This window comes from Candidatus Pantoea communis (assembly GCF_011752685.1).
Lineage (GTDB): Bacteria > Pseudomonadota > Gammaproteobacteria > Enterobacterales > Enterobacteriaceae > Pantoea > Pantoea communis.
Map to the genome: position 1 here is coordinate 1 of NZ_VWXC01000037.1, position 20,512 is coordinate 20,512.

General features: G+C 53.4%; 22 protein-coding genes. 10 read left to right on the plus strand and 12 right to left on the minus strand.

Annotation, left to right across the window (positions count from 1 at the left end):
- Positions 1-209: 209 nt before the first annotated feature.
- The gene (gene mpl / locus F3J37_RS26870) at positions 210-1,565 is read right to left on the minus strand and encodes a UDP-N-acetylmuramate:L-alanyl-gamma-D-glutamyl-meso-diaminopimelate ligase (protein ID WP_166936687.1); all 1,356 of its coding nucleotides are present in this window, start codon (positions 1,563-1,565) and stop codon (positions 210-212) included.
- A 166-nt stretch (positions 1,566-1,731) separates the two neighbouring features.
- On the opposite strand from mpl, the gene fbp reads away from it, so the two are divergent.
- Complete coding sequence (fbp, locus tag F3J37_RS26875; protein ID WP_034829242.1) at positions 1,732-2,736, plus strand: class 1 fructose-bisphosphatase; 1,005 nt, start codon at positions 1,732-1,734, stop codon at positions 2,734-2,736.
- Positions 2,737-2,787: 51 nt separating this feature from the next.
- On the opposite strand, the gene F3J37_RS26880 is transcribed toward fbp, so the two are convergent.
- Positions 2,788-3,045, minus strand: a complete 258-nt coding sequence (locus F3J37_RS26880) for a helix-turn-helix domain-containing protein (RefSeq protein ID WP_097119506.1) — start codon at positions 3,043-3,045, stop codon at positions 2,788-2,790.
- Between the two features lie 92 nt (positions 3,046-3,137).
- On the opposite strand from F3J37_RS26880, the gene F3J37_RS26885 reads away from it, so the two are divergent.
- Positions 3,138-3,428 (plus strand): helix-turn-helix domain-containing protein, encoded by a 291-nt coding sequence (locus tag F3J37_RS26885; RefSeq protein WP_058959543.1) that lies wholly within the window; start codon positions 3,138-3,140, stop codon positions 3,426-3,428.
- Between the two features lie 17 nt (positions 3,429-3,445).
- On the opposite strand, the gene F3J37_RS28420 is transcribed toward F3J37_RS26885, so the two are convergent.
- On the minus strand, positions 3,446-3,568 hold the full coding sequence (locus tag F3J37_RS28420) for a hypothetical protein (RefSeq protein WP_255464814.1): 123 nt from the start codon (positions 3,566-3,568) through the stop codon (positions 3,446-3,448).
- Positions 3,569-3,625: 57 nt separating this feature from the next.
- Between F3J37_RS28420 and F3J37_RS26890 the strand changes: the two genes are divergently transcribed.
- Positions 3,626-4,036 carry a type II toxin-antitoxin system RelE/ParE family toxin gene (locus F3J37_RS26890; protein WP_166936689.1) on the plus strand — a complete coding sequence of 137 codons (411 nt, stop codon included), beginning with the start codon at positions 3,626-3,628 and terminating at the stop codon, positions 4,034-4,036.
- Positions 4,033-4,362 (plus strand): helix-turn-helix domain-containing protein, encoded by a 330-nt coding sequence (locus F3J37_RS26895; protein ID WP_166936691.1) that lies wholly within the window; start codon positions 4,033-4,035, stop codon positions 4,360-4,362. Before F3J37_RS26890 ends, F3J37_RS26895 begins: the two co-directional genes overlap by 4 nt.
- A gap of 103 nt (positions 4,363-4,465) precedes the next feature.
- Here the strand turns inward: F3J37_RS26895 and F3J37_RS26900 are convergent, their stop codons facing one another.
- Positions 4,466-6,034, minus strand: a complete 1,569-nt coding sequence (locus F3J37_RS26900) for a methyl-accepting chemotaxis protein (protein WP_205299061.1) — start codon at positions 6,032-6,034, stop codon at positions 4,466-4,468.
- Positions 6,035-6,202: 168 nt separating this feature from the next.
- Between F3J37_RS26900 and F3J37_RS26905 the strand changes: the two genes are divergently transcribed.
- From F3J37_RS26905 to ppa, 3 genes are all read left to right on the plus strand, one after another.
- Entirely contained in the window at positions 6,203-6,616 is a 414-nt protein-coding gene (locus F3J37_RS26905; RefSeq protein ID WP_160868589.1) for a lysozyme inhibitor LprI family protein, read from the plus strand.
- Between the two features lie 71 nt (positions 6,617-6,687).
- Complete coding sequence (locus tag F3J37_RS26910) at positions 6,688-7,137, plus strand: DUF441 domain-containing protein (protein WP_038644476.1); 450 nt, start codon at positions 6,688-6,690, stop codon at positions 7,135-7,137.
- Between the two features lie 100 nt (positions 7,138-7,237).
- Positions 7,238-7,768, plus strand: a complete 531-nt coding sequence (ppa, locus tag F3J37_RS26915) for an inorganic diphosphatase (RefSeq protein WP_034829250.1) — start codon at positions 7,238-7,240, stop codon at positions 7,766-7,768.
- A 54-nt stretch (positions 7,769-7,822) separates the two neighbouring features.
- Here the strand turns inward: ppa and F3J37_RS26920 are convergent, their stop codons facing one another.
- The 3 genes from F3J37_RS26920 to tamA are packed head-to-tail and all read right to left on the minus strand — an operon-like array spanning position 7,823 to position 13,685.
- Positions 7,823-8,176 carry a gamma-glutamylcyclotransferase family protein gene (locus tag F3J37_RS26920; protein WP_034829253.1) on the minus strand — a complete coding sequence of 118 codons (354 nt, stop codon included), beginning with the start codon at positions 8,174-8,176 and terminating at the stop codon, positions 7,823-7,825.
- Between the two features lie 2 nt (positions 8,177-8,178).
- Positions 8,179-11,949 carry an autotransporter assembly complex protein TamB gene (gene tamB, locus F3J37_RS26925; protein ID WP_097119502.1) on the minus strand — a complete coding sequence of 1,257 codons (3,771 nt, stop codon included), beginning with the start codon at positions 11,947-11,949 and terminating at the stop codon, positions 8,179-8,181.
- Positions 11,946-13,685 (minus strand): autotransporter assembly complex protein TamA, encoded by a 1,740-nt coding sequence (tamA, locus tag F3J37_RS26930; RefSeq protein ID WP_058959546.1) that lies wholly within the window; start codon positions 13,683-13,685, stop codon positions 11,946-11,948. Before tamA ends, tamB begins: the two co-directional genes overlap by 4 nt.
- A 449-nt stretch (positions 13,686-14,134) precedes the next feature.
- Here tamA and paeA point away from each other — a divergent pair, with 449 nt between their 5' ends.
- Complete coding sequence (gene paeA, locus F3J37_RS26935; protein ID WP_034829259.1) at positions 14,135-15,472, plus strand: polyamine export protein PaeA; 1,338 nt, start codon at positions 14,135-14,137, stop codon at positions 15,470-15,472.
- A gap of 86 nt (positions 15,473-15,558) precedes the next feature.
- Here paeA and F3J37_RS26940 read toward each other — a convergent pair whose 3' ends face one another.
- On the minus strand, positions 15,559-15,765 hold the full coding sequence (locus F3J37_RS26940; protein WP_031280153.1) for a DUF1107 domain-containing protein: 207 nt from the start codon (positions 15,763-15,765) through the stop codon (positions 15,559-15,561).
- A gap of 313 nt (positions 15,766-16,078) precedes the next feature.
- Between F3J37_RS26940 and F3J37_RS26945 the strand changes: the two genes are divergently transcribed.
- Entirely contained in the window at positions 16,079-16,633 is a 555-nt protein-coding gene (locus F3J37_RS26945; RefSeq protein WP_166936693.1) for a YtfJ family protein, read from the plus strand.
- A 111-nt stretch (positions 16,634-16,744) separates the two neighbouring features.
- Here the strand turns inward: F3J37_RS26945 and cysQ are convergent, their stop codons facing one another.
- Complete coding sequence (cysQ, locus tag F3J37_RS26950; RefSeq protein ID WP_034829301.1) at positions 16,745-17,491, minus strand: 3'(2'),5'-bisphosphate nucleotidase CysQ; 747 nt, start codon at positions 17,489-17,491, stop codon at positions 16,745-16,747.
- A 293-nt stretch (positions 17,492-17,784) separates the two neighbouring features.
- Here cysQ and F3J37_RS26955 point away from each other — a divergent pair, with 293 nt between their 5' ends.
- Positions 17,785-19,731 carry a bifunctional 2',3'-cyclic-nucleotide 2'-phosphodiesterase/3'-nucleotidase gene (locus F3J37_RS26955; RefSeq protein ID WP_166936695.1) on the plus strand — a complete coding sequence of 649 codons (1,947 nt, stop codon included), beginning with the start codon at positions 17,785-17,787 and terminating at the stop codon, positions 19,729-19,731.
- A 4-nt stretch (positions 19,732-19,735) separates the two neighbouring features.
- Here F3J37_RS26955 and F3J37_RS26960 read toward each other — a convergent pair whose 3' ends face one another.
- The 3 genes from F3J37_RS26960 to F3J37_RS28265 form a co-directional block, all read right to left on the minus strand.
- Positions 19,736-20,041, minus strand: a complete 306-nt coding sequence (locus F3J37_RS26960; RefSeq protein WP_166936697.1) for a type II toxin-antitoxin system RelE/ParE family toxin — start codon at positions 20,039-20,041, stop codon at positions 19,736-19,738.
- A complete protein-coding gene (locus F3J37_RS26965) occupies positions 20,042-20,290 on the minus strand; it encodes a type II toxin-antitoxin system Phd/YefM family antitoxin (RefSeq protein ID WP_038644444.1) in 249 nt (82 codons plus the stop codon). It lies immediately after the preceding gene.
- Positions 20,291-20,401: 111 nt separating this feature from the next.
- The coding region (locus F3J37_RS28265; RefSeq protein ID WP_237449463.1) for a hypothetical protein at positions 20,402-20,512 on the minus strand (111 nt) is incomplete at its 5' end.

Consider the following 20,512-nt stretch of genomic DNA (forward strand, 5'->3'; position numbering starts at 1 on the left):
GAACGATATCGAGAGCCTGACTGAGAAGCATAAAAAAATCCGTAATCCCTGAGAGATTACGGATTCTTGCAGAACTGCCGGATCGTTCAACCGATCATTTTTGTCTTAACTGATCGGCATTACGCCAGTGGGCGACCCTTTTTAGTTTGGGCGGTTAACAGAGCGTCATCAAACCCAGTGGCAACCCCGATTAAAGGGTCGCCACGCCATCAACGTCCCAATCTCTCCAGCAGTTTCTGGTGAATGCCACCAAACCCGCCGTTACTCATCACCAGAATGGAATCACCTGGCTGGGCTTCTTTTGCCACCATTTCCACCAGCGTATCGATATCCGCGCTCCACTTCGCCGGCTGGATGCAGGCTTCCGCGACATCAGACACCTGCCATGGAATGTGGTGCGGCTGGAACAGGAACACGCTATCGGCGCGACCCAGAGACGGGGCCAGCTCGTTTTTGCTCACGCCCATCTTCATGGTGTTGGATCGCGGCTCCAGTACCGCCAGAATTCGCGCGGTACCACCGACTTTGCTGCGCAGCGCCGCCAGCGTGGCCAGAATCGCGGTGGGGTGATGGGCAAAATCGTCATACACCTTGATGGCATTCACTTCACCACGCAGCTCAAGACGACGGCGCGCATTGATAAAGCTGCTCAATGCTTCACCGGCATCCACCGGTTTCACCCCGACGTGACGCGCGGCCGCAATCGCCATCAGGCCATTGTGCATGTTGTGCTCGCCGACCAGCGCCCAGTTCACTTCACCGACTTTCTCGCCGTCCAGCCAGATCTCCCAGTGCGAAGAGTCTGGCGTCAGTTTTTTCGCCTGCCAGTGGCCGTTGTCGCCGACGGTTTCCTGCTCGCTCCAGCAGCCCATCGCCATCACTTGCTTAAGATTGTTATCGTGCTCCGGCAGCAGGATTTTGCCCTGGCCCGGCACGATGCGGATCAGATGGTGGAACTGCTTCTGGATCGCGCGCAGGTCATCAAAGATATCGGCGTGATCGAATTCGAGATTGTTGAGGATCAGCGTGCGCGGGCAGTAATGGACAAATTTGGAACGCTTGTCGAAGAACGCGCTGTCGTATTCATCCGCCTCAATCACGAAGAATGGACTTTTTCCTAATTTTGCCGAAACCTCGAAGTTTCCTGGCACTCCACCAATGATAAAGCCCGGTTCAAGGCCACAGGCCTCCAGAATCCACGCTGCCATGCCTGCGGTAGTGGTTTTGCCATGGGTTCCGGCCACGGCCAGTACCCAGCGGTCACGCAGCACGAAATCATGCAGCCACTGCGGGCCAGAGAGGTAAGGAATGTTACGTTCCAGTACCGCTTCCACACACGGATTGCCGCGCGTCATGGCGTTGCCAATGATCACCAGATCCGGCTGCGGATCGAGCTGACTGGCATCGTAACCTTCTGTCAATTCAATGCCTTGCTGTTCCAGCAAGGTGCTCATCGGCGGGTAGACATTGGCGTCAGAGCCGGTCACTTCATGCCCTAGCGAACGGGCCAGCATTGCCAGTCCGCCCATGAAAGTGCCACAAATCCCAAGGATGTGAATACGCATAAAGAGATCCATTACTCAAAAGTTCGGCGCACAGTGTAACCCCGAGCAGAGTGGGAAGAAACGGATTAGGACTATGGTTTTTAAAGTTCAATCGGCTAAACTGCGCTCATACGTTGGTAGCGTGTTAAAGCTGCTGCCACTCCATCGTAGATTCAGGGAATGTGTTATGAAAACGTTAGGCGAATTCATCGTCGAGAAGCAACACGACTTTCCACACGCCACAGGTGAACTGACGGCGCTGATTTCCTCCATTAAGCTCGGAGCCAAGATTATCCACCGCGACATCAACAAAGCGGGTCTGGTGGATATCCTCGGTGCCAGCGGCGTGGAAAACGTGCAGGGCGAACAGCAGATGAAGCTGGACCTCTTCGCGAATGAAAAACTGAAAGCTGCCCTGAAAGCGCGTGGTGTGGTTGCCGGTATCGCTTCCGAAGAAGAAGATGAGTTCGTCATCTTTGAAGGCTCAGAAGACGGTAAATACGTGGTGTTGATGGATCCGCTGGACGGCTCTTCCAACATCGACGTGAACGTTTCCGTCGGCACCATCTTCTCCATCTACCACCGCATCAGTGAGCCGGGTACGCCGATCACCGAAGCTGACTTTATGCAGCCGGGCAACAAGCAGGTTGCGGCCGGTTACGTGGTTTACGGTTCTTCCACCATGATGGTTTACACCACCGGTGTGGGCGTGCATGCGTTTACATACGATCCGTCACTGGGCGTGTTCTGTCTGAGCCATGAGCGCATGACCTTCCCGGAGAAAGGCTACACCTACTCCATCAACGAAGGTAACTACATTCGCTTCCCGCAGGGCGTGAAGAAATACCTGAAGTTCTGTCAGGAAGAGGATATCGCCACCAAGCGCCCATACACCTCGCGCTACATCGGTTCACTGGTGGCAGACTTCCACCGTAACCTGCTGAAAGGCGGTATTTACCTCTATCCAAGCACCGCCAGCCACCCGAAAGGTAAGCTGCGTCTGCTGTATGAGTGCAACCCAATGGCATTCCTGGCGGAACAAGCCGGTGGTAAAGCCAGCGATGGTGCCAATCGTATCCTCGACATCCAGCCTGAAACCCTGCACCAGCGTTGCCCGTTCTTCTGCGGTAACGATGCAATGGTGGATGACGTTGAGCGCTTTATGCGTGAGTTTCCGGACAGCCACGAATAAGCTGATGTGATGTGAAAAAGCCCGCCAATCATGAGCGGGCTTTTTATTGGGTTATTTTCTTCGTTTTGCTTGCCGATCAATCAATTCACCCTGCGCGGAGTAGTAGCGGCTGGGCCAGATTTCATCGGGTGCGATGCCAATCGCTTCGGCAATCAGCCATTCACCCTTGGGCCAGGGCCGGATTAAGGCATTGCCCAAGGTGGTCGAACACAACCCCGCTTCACGTGATACGGCGGCTAATGAAGTCCCTCTCTTGCGTAAGGCGGCAATAATATCGGCCTGATGCCAGTCCTGCTTGCTTTCACCCACGTCACTCTCCTTAGTTCTCGTTATAGGTTGCTATAACGATACTACGTTACTCGTAGTATCTGACAAGCAGCAAATCTACGATTCTCGTAGGCATGAAACCGACCTCTTCCCTGCAAAATACCTTCTGTAGACGCCTGAAACAGGTGCGTCTGGTGAAGGGTTTTTCGCAAAAAGGGTTAGGGATTGCCGCTGGTATTGAAGAGTTTTCCGCCAGTGCGCGCATCAATCGTTATGAAGTCGGTGTGCATCAGCCCGATTTACTGACGCTGCAACTGCTGGCGAAAGCGCTGGAGATCCCCGCCGCCTATTTTCTGGCAGAAGATGACCAATTAGCAGACATGATCCTGCGCTTTGCTGAAGAGATAAGTAGCAACGCGCCATAAGCACGTTGCACCTGTTTTTACGCGGCGACCACACGGAACTGCGCCATCGATTCCTGCAACTGCTGTGACTGCGCTTCGAGCGACTGCGTGGCGGCACTGGCTTCTTCCACCAGTGCGGCGTTTTGCTGTGCCTGTAGCATTGAATCTCACAATAATCCTGGCTATAGTATTTTTTACTACAGCTGGGACGATATCAAATGGAAATTGAGTTAAGAATTTTCGTCGAGTGGAGCTATAACAAGAAGCGGAAGAAATCAAAAATCAGTGACGATGATTTACGTTCAGTTGCAGCCGAGCTTATCGAAGAAATTAAAAATGGATCGACTAAAGCCGCATTGGGCGGTGGAATTTTCAAAAAGCGTTTAGGTGACGAGGATAGCGCAAGAACAATTGTTGCGTATCATCATGGAGATAAACTCTATTTTATCGACGGTTGGGAAAAAAAAGAGATCCCTAAAAATAAGCGTGAGATAGATGACTCTGATTTGAAAGTGTTCAGGCAAATATCTAAAGCGGCTAAAGCTTACACCGCTGAACAAGTCGAAAAGCTAGAGAAAAATCGGATTTACATAGAGTTACCCTCTATTAATCAGGAGAGTAAAAAATGAGGATTAATAGGCGCGTACTAAAAATGCACGCAATGATGAAACGTCAGTTTAAGGCGGGTCTGATCTCAGCAGATATGATGCAAGAGGCTGACGCCATCTTTGCAGAAGCCAAGTTAGAGGCGATGAAAGATTCAATCACTGGGGAGCGCATCAAGGCAATGCGTGCACGCGAGAAATTGAGTCAAAGTCAGTTTGCGGAACGCATCGAAGTTTCAACGACTTGCCTTCAGAAATGGGAGCGTGGTGCAACAATACCTAAAGGGATTGTTGCACTTGCTCTGAGGCACATTGAAGCCAAAGGGCTTGATGATTTTTTAGCAGTTTAGACTGCATGAACAAACCCGCCCTGGCGCTGAGGAGTCACCAGCATCGGGCGGGTGTTAAATCACAGGCATTGAGATCATTGTTAAATCACAGGCATTGAGATCATTAAATAGTATTAGTCGCCACGCGGAACTGCGCCATTGATTCCTGCAACTGCTGTGACTGCGCTTCCAGTGACTGCGTGGCGGCGCTGGCTTCTTCCACCAGTGCGGCGTTTTGCTGTGCAGCCTCATCCATCTGCGTCACCGCCTGATTCACCTGCTCAATCCCACGACTCTGCTCTTCTGAAGCAATCGAGATCTCTTTCATCAGTGAGGTCACTCGCATCACTTCGCTGGAGATCTCATCCATGGTTTCCCCGGCACGCGTCGCCATATCGCTGCCCTCTTTGACGCGCGTCTGCGATTCACTGATCAACTCACGAATCTCTTTAGCGGCGGTCGCACTACGGCCAGCCAGCGTACGCACTTCGTTGGCGACTACGGCGAAGCCACGGCCCTGCTCGCCAGCACGCGCGGCTTCCACCGAGGCGTTCAGCGCGAGGATATTGGTCTGGAAGGCGATACCATCAATCACGCTGAGGATGTCGCCGATGCGGTTAGAGCTTTGGGTGATCTCCTGCATCTTCTCCATCACGTAACCCACCACCTCTGCGCCACGATCGGCGCTGGTCGACACATTGCTGGCCAGTTGATTGGCCTGCTGAGCGTTACTGGCGTTAAGACGGACGGTGGCGGTCAGCTGCTCCATGCTGGCGGCCGTTTGCTCCAGCGAAGCAGCGGACTCTTCGGTACGCTGCGACAGATGCACAGTGCCCGCCGCCAGTTCACGGCTGCCCACATCAATCTGCATGCTGGCTTCACGCACCTGACTCACCGAATCACGCAGCGCCAGCTGCATATCGGAAAGGGCCTGATTCAGGCGACCAATTTCATTTTTTCCTGCGGCAGGTAAAGGCTGCGAGAGATCGCCCGCCGCAATCTGTTCCAGATGTAGGATTGCGTTGTCCAGAGGACGCAGCAGCGAGCGACGCAACAACTGCCAGGCCAGTACGATCAGCAGCAGTGTCAGTACCATCACCACGCCAATCATCACTTTCATCCGGACTTCGTTGTCAGCCGCCTGCTTGAGGCGTGCCGCAGAGACTTCATCGGCGTAAATACTAAAATCATTCACCGCCTTCGAATAGTTTGCTGCCAGCTGTGATTGTTTGCCTTCCAGCACCTGATAGTACTCATCGGTATACTGTTTTTTTAAGGCATCCATCATGGGCGTGATGCCTTCTTTATCGTAGACGTTGTAGGTCGCCACAATCGCATCGGCCAGAGTTTTACCATGCGCTGTTACGGTGCCTGCATCGACAAATGCTTTGAGGAACTGGTGAGAACTGTCCACTGCGGCTTGCGCCTGCTGCGTGACTTTGGCGCCGTCATCCAACAGACCAATTTCGATCTTACGAACGGCCAGCGCCGCATTGGCGCGGGCGCGCATTAAATCTGAACGGCTTTGGTAGAGCTTATTGAGTTCAATCCCCTGAATGCGGTTCAGCGCATCCAGAGATTGATTTCCAGCATTAATGGCATAGATGCCCATGGCGCTGACGGCTAACAGCATCACCGTCATGATGGCCAACAACGCAAGTAAAGCGGTACGTATTGATAGTTGTCTGATCATGATCATTCCCGTGTGTATGAAAAGGCAGAACTCCACTGGCCCTAAAACGGAGAGATTATCGGCAGCTGGTCGCAGAAACTTTATCCAATGTTGATGGTCAATCTGCCGACGTTCGCTTACCCTTCAGCTTTTCTGAAGTCCGCTGCGCAAAAATGAAGGAATGAAATGATGAAAAAGTGGCTCCCGATTGCCTGTCTGTTCGCCAGTAGTATGGCTATGGCGCAGACGCATCCGCTCGACCAGCAGCTGCAACAGTGTCTGGACAAGGAATCCAGCACCGCGGGCATGTCTCAGTGCTACGGCAGCGCCAATAAGGCCTGGGATAAAGAGATGAATACGCAGTACAACCAGATAATGAAAAAATTAACTGGCGAACCTAAAGACAAATTACGTGCTGCCCAACGCGCGTGGCTGGCCTATCGCGATAGCTGGATCGAGGCCAGCCGCAGCTATTTTGTGAGTCGCCAGGGCAGCATGGCAGCCCTTTCCATCGGGGCTCAGGGCGTTAATCTGGTGCGGAATCAGGCTTTAATGTTGCAATCAATGAACAAAGGCAGTTGCGCCAATCCCGATGATTGTTGATAAATGGTGGCGTTAAAAAAACGTCAGCGCAGGCACTGACCTGCGCATCCATCCATCTTCAGGGAGAAAACATGGCTGCTTATGCCTCTACCATCATTCTGGTCTGCCTCGCCGTCCTGAGCTATTTCGTTCATAACAGTGCCGTTACCATTTCCATTCTGATCCTGCTCGCCATCAAGCTGACACCGCTGTCGCAGTTCTTCCCGTATGTGGAGAAACAGGGCATTCAGATCGGTATTATTATTCTAACTGTCGCAGTGATGGCGCCACTGGCAAGTGGGACGTTGCCTGCTTCATCCTTGCTGAAGTCATTTGCTAACTGGCAATCGATCGTGGCCATCATTGTCGGGGTGTTTGTTGCCTGGCTGGGCGGGCGCGGCGTCAGTTTTATGAGCGTGCAGCCTTCAGTGATTGGTGGATTGTTGATCGGCACCGTGATTGGCGTGGCGTTTTTCCGTGGTGTGCCGGTCGGACCACTGATTGCTGCAGGGATCGTCTCGCTGTTTGTCACCGCGAAGTAGGCCGTTGGAGCATTCCGAAACGCCAAAAAGGGGGCATACTTTCAGAGTCAGTTGGCTATAATAGCCGTCACTCAACATACGACCAATGAAGGAAAGCCAGATGAGTTTGAACCAGGTGCCTGCAGGTAAAGAACTGCCAGAAGATATCTATGTCGTTATCGAGATCCCAGCTAACGCCGATCCGATCAAATATGAAGTGGACAAAGAGTCTGGCGCCCTGTTTGTAGACCGTTTCATGTCTACCGCCATGTTCTATCCGTGCAACTACGGTTACATCAACCACACCCTGTCTCTGGATGGTGATCCGGTTGACGTGCTGGTACCAACCCCGTATCCGCTGGTGCCGGGCTCAGTGATTCGCTGCCGTCCAGTTGGCGTGCTGAAAATGACCGACGAGTCTGGCGAAGATGCCAAACTGGTTGCGGTTCCGCATACCAAACTGAGCAAAGAATATGATCACATCAAAGATGTGAACGACCTGCCAGAACTGCTGAAAGCGCAGATCACCCACTTCTTCGAGCACTACAAAGATCTGGAAAAAGGCAAATGGGTAAAAGTTGACGGCTGGGACAACGCTGAAGCGGCCAAAGCTGAAATCATCTCTTCTTACGAGCGCGCACAGAAGAAATAATCTTCTCTGCCTCGCAAGCATAAAAAAACACCGTCCAATGGACGGTGTTTTTATTTATGCCTCGGGTGCGTCGTCGCGCTTTAGCCAGTCACCGCTCGCAATGCGGGTGCGACCCGCAATCGAACGCTGATAGACATACAGCCAGGCACTGCCGTAAGGCGTCTGGATGAGTTGGCGTTTGTATTCGCCATTCTTGGTGCGCAAGGCATCGAGTTCGCCCAGCGTGCTGGCGTCGATGCGATACACTTCGCAGAAGACGGTTCCCTCATCTTCAACGACGCCCGGGTAGTGACCCAGATTGTAGAGCGCAAACCCTTCAATCTGATGGTCGCCGAGCCATTGCGCATTCGTCATCCAGTGACTGTTTCCCTGTTTGCGCCGTAAACTGCCGTAGACAATTATTCGCATTGCTAAAACTCAAACTGATAGAGCAAATCCAGTGCCTGATCGAGACCGGACACGGCTTCCAAATAGAGTTTGGGCATCAGGCGGTAACGCAAGGTTAACGTCGCCAGTGAATCAAATATGCCAACACCGTATTTTACTTGTAGACCCGGCAGTACATAACCGCTCACCTGCACCTGCTGGCTGTCGCCTACACCGGTGGTATCAAGCGCGAGGTTACTGACGCCGAATGTCTCGCCGATTTTACCCATAACCTGACCACTTTGTGCAACCCCTAACCCCACAAGTGCTGAAGTTAATGCATTACTGTCGCCATCACTGCTGAGTCCCTGACCGCGTAATAAGTAAGAAAGCGCTTCCTGCTGCGACATGGCGGGGTCAGAGAACACCTCGACTTTCGGCTCATCGGCCAGGCCGGTGACGCGAATACCGGCGGTGACATCATCTTCGGTGGCTTCCGGGTTACGTATCGCTTCAAGGTTAACGTACGGCTGATCTGGCGGCCCGGCAAACTGCAACTCGCCTTTACGCACAATCAGATCCTGCCCGTAAGCGTGGAAGCGGCCATCAGGAATATTGATCTGTCCGTTTAAGCCCAGACCGGTTTTATCCTGCACCAGTTTAAGATCGCCATTCAGCTTGGCTTTTAGACCAAAGGCTGACAGCCGCACATCGTTACCGACATGGATCACCAGGTTGCTGTTGATCGGAATGGCGGCGGTCTTCGGTTGAATCGGCTTGAGATCTTTATCCAGCATCACCTCATCCGAGGAGACGCCAGTGGCGCTTTCCGGCACTTCCTGCACCGTGATGCGCGCCCACGGAATATCCACTTTGCCATCCAGATTGAAGGCGGCTGGCGTGGCTTCAAACACCAGGTCTGGCGAGACATCCATACGCACCATCGGTGGCACGGTGACACGAATACGGTTGCCCTGCGCGGTGATGCGCGCACGCCAGTTATCCAGCTGGCTCCAGTCGGCATTGCCGCCCAGATTGAGGTTGCCCTGCGTCGTCTGTAACAGGCCGTTAAGCGTCGAACTCATGCCATTGAACACCATGTTCAGATTGGCGGAGGTGAGTGTGACCGGCATAAAGCTGGCCTGCACGTTGACATCGCTCAACCCCAACTGGCCAAACACCTGCGGCTGTTGCAGTGTGCCGCCCAGACGCAAGTTGCTGTTGAGGTTGCCTTTAATCTTTTCACCCTGCATCAACGCCGGATTGAACATCGCCAGCGACAGATTGCTGATACCAATATTACCTGACAGCTGGCGACGGGTTTGCGGATCGGCAATCTGCACATTACCGCTCAGCTGGCCGTTGTTGACGATGTGAATCAGCCAATCGAGTTGGGCACGACCGTTGCGCATCGCGGCATTCAGGTTAAGCGTGTCAAAGGCGATCGGCAGCGTGTTGCCCTGCACGTCTTGTTCGACTTTCACGCCGTTACCTTTCAGCGAGACCGTACCGGTTGGCAGCGCGCCGTCGGCGGTCCAGTTCACACGCGCATCCCCACTGAACACACCGTTCAGTTTGGTGGCATCGGTGAGGAACGGTTTGATCATCGCCAGATCAAAGCGGTTCAGCACCACATGGGCGTGACCGCTGGCCCCGGCTTCAATCGGCTCGGGTACGCACAGCTGCGCGTTCGGGTTCTGCCAGCAGTGTGGCCCGATAGAGGCGGTCTGCTTAGTGTTGAGGTAATCAATCGCCATCGCACGCGTCAGACGCCATTCGCCCACCGGGGTATCAAAGTGGGTGTTGTTGAGATTGCCCTGCCAGCGTTCAGTTTTGCGATCAAAGCTGCCGTTGAGCGCCAACTGGCCGGAGACCGGCTCGCCCTGCACGTTCAGCTTGAGCTGATGCTGCTTCTCGTTGCCGTCCGCATTCAGCGTCAACAGATTGATCTTCAGCGCGTCCTGTTGCAGTTGCTCAACGCGCAGCTGCAGCTTACCGGCGATCTGATCGCTGGATTTCACATCTCCTTCCAGCGCCACACGACGAATCTGCAGTTGCTGCCAGCGCAAGCCGGTTGCAGTGAGATCGGCCAGCAGCTGCGGTGCCTGCAAGGTGCCGCGTGCTTTTACCGTGCCTTTCGCCACGCCGCCGAGTCCCGGCAGTGCGTTATCCAGATGCGGTGCATCGATATTGGCATCCAGGTTGAGCGTGTCGCCCAGTTCACCTTTCACGTCCAGATGGTTGCGGCCCAGTGCGATATTAATGCCCGGGATTTTCCACTGGTTATAGCTGTTGCCGGTGAGTGAGCCATTGGCGCTGACGGCGTTCTGCTTCACGTTCCCTTTCAGCTCCAGCTGCGGCACGCTCAGCTGCCAGCTTCCGCCGTACAGGCTGCCACGCGTGGCGATTTTGCCGTCGAGTTTGGCAGGCCAGTCCGGGTACTGTTTGGCGGTGTTGATGCCGGATAGCGTCAGTTCGCTGCGCCAGCTGATGGCTTTGCTCCAGTCCACCAGCGCGGTTAAATCAACGTTACCCTGCAGTGCCGCCACGCGCAGCTTGTCCAGACTGAACTGCTGCACGTTGCCTTTGCCATCAAGCGCAATGGTCGCCGGCGGCACGGCTTCGCCTTTCACAGCGGTGCGCAGTGACATCACATAATCAGTGGCTTTGCCTTTGAACTGATAATCGAGGTTATCCGCCTGATACTGCACCGGGCCGGTAAGCGGCCAGCGCAACTCCGGGCTGGTGAGTTTCAGTGACAGTGGCAGACCCGCCACCGCCGGTTGCGCAGCGGCATCCAGCTGTGCGCGGACCGGGCCAGAGAGATTCAGCCCCAGCTTAAGCTCTTCACGCATCGCCCCGCTGAGATTCATTTTGATCTTCTCGCCCTTGATCGGATCGAGATTTAACGATCCGCTGAGCGCGAAATTCACTGGCCAGTTATCCGCCAGCTGCGCGTCACCGCTGGCATTCACCTGCCCTTGCGGTGAATCGATGTCAAAGGTTTCTAACTGAAGATGGCGGTCAGCGGTTTTGGCTTTCAGCAACAGACGGGTAATCGACACATCGCTATCGCCGGTCAGGCGCAGCTGTTCGCCGAGCAGCTCCTGAACGGTAATATCCAGCGGCAGCTGGAAGTCAGGCAGTTCGGGTAACAGCGGTTTGGCAAACATCTCTTGCAGCGTTTCACCCAAGGGTTTCTCATCCGGCTGCGGCTGTTGCACTTTCGGCTGCACCACTTGCTCATCAACCACTTTCGCCGCCTTCGGCAGCGCTATCAGCAGGCTTTGAATATGCGTTGGGGTTAACGTCAGCGCGCGACCCTGCCAGTTGAGGCCGGTGGTGAAGTCCAGCAGCGAGATGGATGTGTCATCCACTTTGACGTTGATGTTGTGCAGCCCGACCTTGCTGAGCGTTATCGGATACGGCGTGGTCAGGTTGGTGCTACCGCTCTCTTCCTGCGGCGGTGGTGCAGCGGCCGGGGCCATTTTCTTGCTGTCGACCACCACGCTGACATCCTGCAAGCCGATGTCATTCACGCACACCGACGAGTGCAGCAGGCAGTTCAGGTTGAGCGCCAAATGGAAGCGTCCAGCATCCACGCTGACGCCCGGCATCTCATACTTCACACCACTCAGCGTCAGATCGCGCCAGCCACCTTCGACTTTGTTGATCGATAAACCGGGCACCCAGCGATCGGCACCTTTCAGCACCAGATGCAATCCGGGTGTGGTGCCAATCAGAAATGCCACACTGCCAAACAGCACCACCAAAAAAATACCGAATCCAATCAGGACCTTTTTCCACAGCTTCATAGTTCAGGCCCCAGTCCTACATAGAATTGCAAACCATGTTCCTTGTCATCGCCAATCGGCCGTGCGATATCAAATTTGATTGGCCCGACCGGAGAAGCCCAGCGCACGCCAATACCGGCACCGGTTTTAAAATCACTCTGTTTGATGTCGTTTACCGCTTCACCGGAATCGACAAACACCGCGCCCCACCACTTACCGGTTACGTTGTATTGATACTCCAGCGAGCCGGTGGCCATTTTGGAGGCACCGGTCAGCTTGCCGTCACTGTCGCGCGGCGAGACATCTTTGTATTTATAGCCGCGAATACTGCGGTCGCCCCCGGCGAAGAAGCGCAGATCCGGCGGAACTTTGTCGAAGTCGTTGGTCTCGATCCAGCCCAGGTTACCGCGTACCACAAAGCGATTTTTCTCGCCCAGCATACGGATCCAGACGTTTTGCGCCTGCAGGATCAGGAAGTCGACATCCGATCCCCAGGTGGTATCGGAGACATCGACGGAATAACGCTGCGAATCGCCCCAGGTCGGCATCAAGCCACCGCGTGAACGCGTGCGGCTCAAACTCACGCCCGGATAGAGCAGCATGGTGGTGTTGGTGACACTGCCTTGGGTGAAGTGATCGAGACTCCACTTCAGGTTAACCGCGCGCTGCCAGCCAGAGCTGCTGTCCCAGTTGCGCGACACGCCCAATGTGGTGGTATCGGCTTTGGTGTCGTTGAGATCGGTACGCTTCAGGCCACCTGAGAAGGTGTAATATTGCTCCAGCGGGCTCTTCAGCAGCGGCACTTTATAGCTGAGATCGAGCTGCTGCTCGGGAGCGGAAATATAGGAGCTGGCGGTGAGGCTATGACCGCTGCTATTAATCCACGGCTTTTTCCACGTCCCTTTCAGACGCGGTCCGACATCCGTGGAATAGCCGACACCGGCTTCGATGGTGTTTTCAACGCGTGGCGAAACGGCGGCATTCAGCGGCAGCACTTTGGTCTGACGACCTTTGTCGAATTCCGGGGCAACGACCACCGAGTTAAACCAGCCCGTGGCTGACAAGCGGCGGTTTAATTCCGCCAGATCGCGCGAGCTGTAAGGGTCGCCCTTTTTGAACGGCACCAGATTCCGCAGATAGGCTTCGTTGATTTGCGAGCCCTGGAAGCTGACATCGCCAAAACGGTAGCGCGGGCCACTGTCGTAATCGATATCCCAGAATGCTTCGCGTCTTTCGACCGAAACGCCAAGCTGGCTTTGCTTAAAGTCACCGTCGAAGTAACCATTACGCAGTGCCAGGCTGGAGAAGCCATTTTTAAATTTGTCGTATTCGCCGTGATTGAGTTGGGTGCCGACTTTCGGCGTGCCCTGCTTCACCCAGGCTTTATAGTCATCATCGTTTTTCGCCGCACCTTCGACCACGATGTGGCTGCCACCGATTTTCACCGGTTCGCCCGGCTTAACGTGGGCGATCAGCACCGGTCGACCGCCCTGCGGCGGCGCGGGACGTGATTCGAAATCGATTTCGGGTTCGTAATAACCGAGTGCCCGCAAGCCTTCTTTAATCGCCTGCGAGACACGCGCCTGGAAGCGCCCATCACTCGACACTTCGTCAGTTCCAATGGTGGACAGGCGCGCCCTGACGTTCTTCTGTAAATCCCCGGTTAGCCCTTCCAGCTGCAAGCGCACTTTCGCTGCCTCAACGGCAGGTGCAGCAAGCAACAGGCTGGCCAAACAATAAATATGCAATCGCGGCACGCGTACTCCTGTTAATAATGCCTGCCCCTTATTCCGCAGGGGCGTTATTTCTCATCGGAGGCTATCACCACCACTCGCTTACCCATCAGCATAGCCGCTCTTTTCGGCGGGTGGCTGAGGAAAAATGGTCACTAAGCCAAATCATTTCCTATTGTCGGTAAATGGGGGTGGCGATACAACACCGAAGCCGCACTTCTGCGACTGAGGGGAGTGCACTCGGATTATTCCGACCTCCTTGTGCGCGCCTCTGGCGGCGGCATAAGCGCTGCTGCTATAATCAGCACCCAGCAGGCATGACCTGCTTTCCTTTCTGCCCCGACGTTAACGTTCCTTGTCGAAATGGCGCAGACATTTTTGGCACGGATAGCCCTGTATGACAGGCGAATACTGGATGTTCTCCTGCGCTGCCCAGGCCAAAAATGACAAGTGATTAACCCAACGGATCTTTTATGCTCGATAGCTTACTTGTCATTCTTTTACTGATTGTGATCAGTTCATTCTTTTCTCTTTCTGAGATCTCGCTGGCGGCTGCCCGTAAGATCAAACTTAAACTGCTGGCCGATGAAGGCAACATCAATGCGCAGCGCGTGCTGAAAATGCAGGAACAGCCTGGCATGTTCTTCACCGTGGTGCAGATTGGCCTCAATGCCGTGGCCATCCTCGGTGGTATTGTCGGCGATGCCGCGTTTTCCCCCGCCTTCAGCAGTTTATTTAGCCGCTTTATGGCCCCTGAACTGGCCGATCAGCTCAGCTTTATCTGTTCCTTCACCGTGGTCACCAGCCTGTTTATTTTGTTTGCCGATTTAACGCCGAAGCGTGTGGGGATGATCGCGCCGGAAGCGGTGGCGCTGCGCATCATCAATCCGATGCGCTTCTGCTTGCTGGTGATGCGTCCGCTGGTGTGGCTGTTTAACGGGCTGGCCAACGTGTTTTTCCGCATCTTCAAGCTGCCGATGGTGCGTAAAGACGACATCACCTCCGACGATATTTACGCGGTGGTGGAAGCCGGTGCTCTGGCTGGGGTGCTGCGTAAACAGGAACACGAACTGATCGAAAACGTCTTTGAGCTGGAATCGCGTACCGTGCCGTCTTCGATGACGTCACGCGAGAACGTGGTGTGGTTTGATCTGCACGAAGATGAAAACAGCCTCAAAACCAAAATCGCCCAACATCCGCACTCTAAATTTCTGGTATGTGATGGCGACATCGATCATATCGTCGGTTATGTCGATTCCAAAGAGCTGCTGCTGCGCGTGCTGGGCAATCAGAGCCTGACCCTGAGCAGCGGCGTGCAGATTCGCTCTGCGCTGATTGTGCCGGACACATTAACGCTCTCTGAAGCGCTGGAAAGCTTTAAAACTGCTGGCGAAGACTTCGCGGTAATCATGAACGAATACGCGCTGGTGGTGGGGATCATTACCCTCAACGACGTGATGACCACGCTGATGGGTGATTTGGTCGGCCAGGGTCAGGAAGAGCAGATTGTGGCACGTGATGAGAACTCATGGCTGGTTGAAGGCGGCACACCGATTGATGACGTGATGCGCGTGCTGGATATCGATGATTTCCCGCAGTCCGGCAACTATGAAACCATTGGCGGTTTCATGATGTACATGCTGCGCAAAATCCCGAAACGCACTGATTTCGTCAAGTTCTCAGGTTACAAGTTTGAAGTGGTAGATATCGACAGTTATCGCATCGATCAGCTGCTGGTGACGCGTATTGACGATCGTCCGCCGGTGCTGAGTGTGACGAAGAGCGCCACTGATGAGCTGGAGTCGCCATAGTACCGGGCGGCAGAAAAAAACAAGGCGCGATTTCTCGCGCCGCTACTGAGGGCGCCTGATTGCATGGCGCCCTTTCTTTTTACTGCTTAGTTGTACTCGGCTTGCAAACGCAGGACCTGGCGGTTGATCTCGGACATCACGCTAAGGTGCTGTTTATCTTTGACGCGGGGCAACATCACTTTGCCTTTATCGAACTCAAACGCGCCAACATCCTTGATATACAACCTTCCTTTAAAAAGCGTTTTTACGTATTTCGCAATTTGCAGCGGATTATAGCGCTGGAAGATTTTCATACTGTCTAACTCCTGAACAGATGTACTACGCTTCGTCGTTGCCAAATCCGGTACGAACCCATGAAGCGCAAATGAGGCATAACTATAGAACACCAATCGTTACGTATGTTCCGAAAAGGTGAATTTTTTACTGAATTGACACATTATTACAGAACACTCTGTTATGCCGTTCACAAAACCCAGTATAAACCTTCACTCATTAAGGAATTGTGGCGTGGGTTGCAAAGCTGTTAACTCATCGCGACAGGCGCATCATCCACACCTAATATTGCAAAAACATGAATAACTGGTCGGATCACTAAGGAGTATCACCATGCGTTTGGCACACTCTGTGTTAGCCCTGGCACTGCTGGTTCCCAGCCTTGTCTCAGCCCATGCTTTTAAGATCGGCGATCGTGTTCCGCCAGTGGGCGTGAGCGACAAAGGCGAACTGCTTTATCAACAAGATAAGTTTAGCTACCAACCGTGGAATAGCGCGCAGCTGAGTGGAAAAGTGCGTGTCATCTTACATATTGCCGGGCGTTCTTCGGCCAAAGAACAGAATGCCGCGCTGATTGAGGCGATCAAAGCGGCGAAATTCCCGCATGACCGTTACCAGACTACCACCATTGTGAACACCGACGATGCGATTCCCGGCACGGGGATGTTTGTGCGCAGCAGTATTGAGAGCAACAAGCAGCAATATCCGTGGTCGCAGTTTATCGTCGACAGTAACGGCAACGTGCGTAAGGTCTGGCAGTTGGAGAAAGGGGGTTCGGCAATTGTGGTACTGGATAAGACCGGGCATGTGCGATATGCCAAAGAGGGTGCACTTACCCAGGATGAGGCGCAGCAGGCGATGAAACTCATCCGTGAGCTGTTGCAGTAAAAACGGAGGTCGCCATTAATGGCGACCCTGTGTTGCCCGGCTTGTGTTCTATATTTATCCCGGAATAAATAGCGAAAACACAGGCTGCTTTCGCAAGGTACGCGTCTGGAACTAAAACAGCGAGACGCGGAACCCCGGATTCAGGAAGGATTCGCGTGGTGTGTAGTCGAGAGTTTTACCCTGCCAGTCATGCACGTGGGCTCCAGCCGCAATCGCCACCGCGTGACCTGCTCCGGTATCCCAAATATTGGTTGGCCCAAAACGCGGATAGAGCTGCGCTTTGCCTTCCGCCACCAGACAGAATTTCAGTGAAGAGCCAATTGCCGTGGTTTGATGTTCGCCTAACTGCGTCAGATACTCTTTCAGCTCTTCATCTTTATCTGCATGCGAACGGCTGACAACCACCAGCAGTGGACGCGCCTCGCGCACCTGAATCTGCGTTTTATGGCCGCCCTCTTCTTTCCAGGCTTTGCCTTCAGCGGCCGAATACATCACACCCAACGCGGGCGCATAGACCACACCTAACACCGGTTTGCCGTTTTCAATCAGGGCAATATTGACGGTGAATTCACCGTTGCGCTTGATGAACTCTTTGGTGCCATCCAGCGGATCCACCAGCCAATATTTTTTCCAGTTCTGACGCACCGCCCAGCTCGGCGGATCTTCCTCTGATAACACCGGCACGTCTGGAGATAGTGCGGCCAACCCTTCCACGATGACTTTGTGCGCCGCGAGATCGGCAGCTGTTACCGGCGAATCATCTGACTTGCGCGTCACATCCATCGGCTGCTCACCCGCATAGACATGCATAATCGCATCGCCTGCTTCACGCGCCAGTTGGCTAATTTTATCTAACATTATTCACCTCTTTTCCGCTGATTCTGCCTGTCAGACATCAACAGCTCACCTCTACACATTTTAGCAGTTGTGTTCCCATGCTTTGCGGCTGAACTGTCTGAAACGGCAATCTATATGATTATCAATACCATAGTTCATAGATGACGGCTATGGCGCGATGCTGATTCCCTTTGTAGCGGACAGCGAAGCCTGCTGATGCGTGAAAGTCTGAGACACATCACAAATTGAAATGATAATTCGTCATTGTTTTACATTATTTTGAGAGGCCCATTTGATCAGACAAGGAGCAAATCATGTTCAAAGCGAGCATGTCGTTACTGGCGCTGTGTGTGACGGCGGCCGCGGTGCAAGCCGCTACAGTGGATCTGCGCATTCTGGAAACCACCGATCTGCACAGTAATATGATGGATTTCGATTACTACAAAGACACACCAACTGAGAAATTTGGTCTGGTACGCACCGCCACGCTGATTCAACAGGCACGCGCAGAAGCAAAAAACAGTGTGCTGGTCGATAACGGCGACATCATTCAGGGCAGCCCGCTGGGCGATTACATGGCCGCTAAGGGGCTGAAAAAAGGCGATGTGCATCCGGTATATAAAGCGATGAACACGCTGGATTACGCAGTAGGCAACTTAGGCAATCACGAATTCAATTACGGCTTACCCTATCTGCAGAAAGCGATTGCCGGCGCGCGTTTCCCCTATGTGAATGCCAACATTATCGATGAAAATAGCGGAAAACCGCTGTTTAACCCCTATCTCATCAAAGAAACCACCGTTACCGACCGCAGCGGTAACCCGCATCGCTTAAAAATTGGCTACATCGGCTTCGTTCCACCGCAGATTATGGTGTGGGATCGCAACAATCTACAGGGCAAAGTTCGTGTTGATGACATCACGGAAACAGCGAAGCGCTATGTGCCGGAAATGCGCGCAAAAGGTGCTGAAATAATCATCGCTATCCCGCACTCAGGTTTAAGCAGTGAGCCTTATCACGCCATGGCAGAGAATTCCGTCTACTACCTCAGCCAGGTGCCAGGGATTAACGCCATTATGTTTGGTCACGCGCATGCGGTGTTCCCCAGCAAAGAGTTCGCAGCCATTAAAGGCGCTGACATTGCTCAAGGCACGCTGAACGGTGTTCCGGCAGTGATGCCTGGCATGTGGGGCGATCATCTCGGCGTGGTCGATTTGGTGCTGAATAACGAAGACGGGAAATGGCAGGTCACCCAGGGTAAAGCTGAAGCACGGCCTATCTATGATCCCGTCGCCAAAAAGTCACTGGCGGCGGAAGACACAAATCTGGTGAAAGTGCTGGAGCAGGATCACCGTGCCACGCGTGAGTTTGTTGCTAAGCCTATCGGTAAATCCGCCGATGTGATGTACAGCTATCTGTCGTTGGTGCAGGACGATCCCACTGTGCAGATCGTCAATAATGCGCAGCGCGCCTATGTTGAGCACTTTATTCAGGGCGATCCCGATCTTGGTCGCCTGCCAGTGCTTTCCGCTGCCGCACCGTTTAAAGCCGGTGGGCGTAAAAACGATCCCGCCAGCTACACCGAAGTAGAGAAAGGTGAACTGACCTTCCGCAATGCCGCCGATCTGTATCTTTATCCGAATACCCTGGTGGTGATGAAAGTCACAGGTGCACAGGTGAGAGAGTGGCTGGAATGCTCAGCCGCGCAGTTTAATCAGATCGATCCGCACAGCAGTAAACCGCAAGCGCTAATTAACTGGGATTTCCGCACCTATAACTTCGACGTGATTGATGGCGTCGATTACCAAATCGATGTGACGCAGCCTGCACGCTATGACGGCGAATGTACGTTGATTAACAAAGACGCTTCACGCATTAAGGATCTGACATGGCAGGGTAAGCCCATCGACCCTAATGCGGTATTCCTCGTCGCCACTAACAACTATCGTGCTTACGGCGGGAAGTTTGCCGGCACCGGCGATAAATACGTGGCGTTTGCTTCACCAGATGAGAACCGTTCGGTGGTCGCGGCTTATATCAGCAGCGAAACCAAAGTACACGGCGAAGTGAAACCGCAGGCCGATCATAACTGGCGTTTAGCGCCGATTCACAGTGATACGCCGCTGGATATTCGCTTTGAAACGGCACCGGGCGAGAAAGCCACGCAGTTTATTGAGAAGTACGCTGATTATCCGATGAAAGCCGTGGGCAGTGACGAGATCGGTTTTGCGATTTGGCAGGTAGATTTGCAGAAGCAGTAACAGGCTATAGCCGGGCTGCCAAATGAAGGGAGGGCACCCGGCTTTGATGCATCACCGCGAGCACAATAATTCCCTGTTGGATTGCCTGGTAATAAATCATATGACTCACAAAGGGAAAACTGAGTACACCTTCGGCGAGATCGGACGCTCTGCTGATCCCCATCGTCGGTAGTTCAGACAGCGTGTGCAATGTGCGCTGCAAACGTCTCAAGTAATGATGAGACTGCGCTTCGCCCCAGTGCTGCAAGGTGAACTGACGAATATCGACAAGATCCTGCCGCGCTTCATCCGTGAGCTGAAATTTGGCCATTTAATCCAGTAATTGATTGAAAAATGTTTCACCGTCGGTCAGTCGTCCGTTGGCAACGTCTTCCCTGGCTCGGGCAATTTTTTCCTGCAAAAACTGCTGCTTCATGAGTTCAATTGCCTGAAACTCTTCAGCAGATATGACAACAGCGACAGGTTTTCCGTTCCGACTGATTTGTACCGGTTCACGCTGAGCTTTGAGAAGCATATCCCCAAATTGGGTTTTAGCTTCGTTGGCAGAGAGTAAATACATTTCGCACCTTCCGCTTAAATCGTTCGATTCGCTCATTGTATTAGTCAATTGGGTAAAGATCAGCCAGATTTACAAACAAAAAAACCGGTATTTATGCCTAATGCCAGTCAGTTAAGCCTGACTGGCATTTTTTCTTCTTGCTGTCGGATATTTATAGGGTCTCTCTTTCACCACCCTTGGGAACGAGCGCTCCCGTCGTCCCGGCAGTCTGACCATCTCTGC

Bases quoted from the DNA above. Each gene is read 5' to 3' on its own strand.
- mpl (WP_166936687.1), bottom strand. From the start codon at position 1,565: ATGCGTATTCACATCCTTGGGATTTGTGGCACTTTCATGGGCGGACTG.
- ppa (WP_034829250.1), top strand. From the start codon at position 7,238: ATGAGTTTGAACCAGGTGCCTGCAGGTAAAGAACTGCCAGAAGATATC.
- F3J37_RS26960 (WP_166936697.1), bottom strand. From the start codon at position 20,041: ATGGCCAAATTTCAGCTCACGGATGAAGCGCGGCAGGATCTTGTCGAT.
- F3J37_RS26945 (WP_166936693.1), top strand. From the start codon at position 16,079: ATGCGTTTGGCACACTCTGTGTTAGCCCTGGCACTGCTGGTTCCCAGC.
- fbp (WP_034829242.1), top strand. From the start codon at position 1,732: ATGAAAACGTTAGGCGAATTCATCGTCGAGAAGCAACACGACTTTCCA.
- cysQ (WP_034829301.1), bottom strand. From the start codon at position 17,491: ATGTTAGATAAAATTAGCCAACTGGCGCGTGAAGCAGGCGATGCGATT.
- F3J37_RS26920 (WP_034829253.1), bottom strand. From the start codon at position 8,176: ATGCGAATAATTGTCTACGGCAGTTTACGGCGCAAACAGGGAAACAGT.
- F3J37_RS28420 (WP_255464814.1), bottom strand. From the start codon at position 3,568: ATGCTACAGGCACAGCAAAACGCCGCACTGGTGGAAGAAGCCAGTGCC.
- F3J37_RS26885 (WP_058959543.1), top strand. From the start codon at position 3,138: ATGAAACCGACCTCTTCCCTGCAAAATACCTTCTGTAGACGCCTGAAA.
- F3J37_RS26940 (WP_031280153.1), bottom strand. From the start codon at position 15,765: ATGAAAATCTTCCAGCGCTATAATCCGCTGCAAATTGCGAAATACGTA.
- F3J37_RS26890 (WP_166936689.1), top strand. From the start codon at position 3,626: ATGGAAATTGAGTTAAGAATTTTCGTCGAGTGGAGCTATAACAAGAAG.
- F3J37_RS26895 (WP_166936691.1), top strand. From the start codon at position 4,033: ATGAGGATTAATAGGCGCGTACTAAAAATGCACGCAATGATGAAACGT.
- paeA (WP_034829259.1), top strand. From the start codon at position 14,135: ATGCTCGATAGCTTACTTGTCATTCTTTTACTGATTGTGATCAGTTCA.
- F3J37_RS26900 (WP_205299061.1), bottom strand. From the start codon at position 6,034: ATGATCAGACAACTATCAATACGTACCGCTTTACTTGCGTTGTTGGCC.
- F3J37_RS26905 (WP_160868589.1), top strand. From the start codon at position 6,203: ATGAAAAAGTGGCTCCCGATTGCCTGTCTGTTCGCCAGTAGTATGGCT.
- F3J37_RS26910 (WP_038644476.1), top strand. From the start codon at position 6,688: ATGGCTGCTTATGCCTCTACCATCATTCTGGTCTGCCTCGCCGTCCTG.
- F3J37_RS26955 (WP_166936695.1), top strand. From the start codon at position 17,785: ATGTTCAAAGCGAGCATGTCGTTACTGGCGCTGTGTGTGACGGCGGCC.
- tamB (WP_097119502.1), bottom strand. From the start codon at position 11,949: ATGAAGCTGTGGAAAAAGGTCCTGATTGGATTCGGTATTTTTTTGGTG.
- F3J37_RS26965 (WP_038644444.1), bottom strand. From the start codon at position 20,290: ATGTATTTACTCTCTGCCAACGAAGCTAAAACCCAATTTGGGGATATG.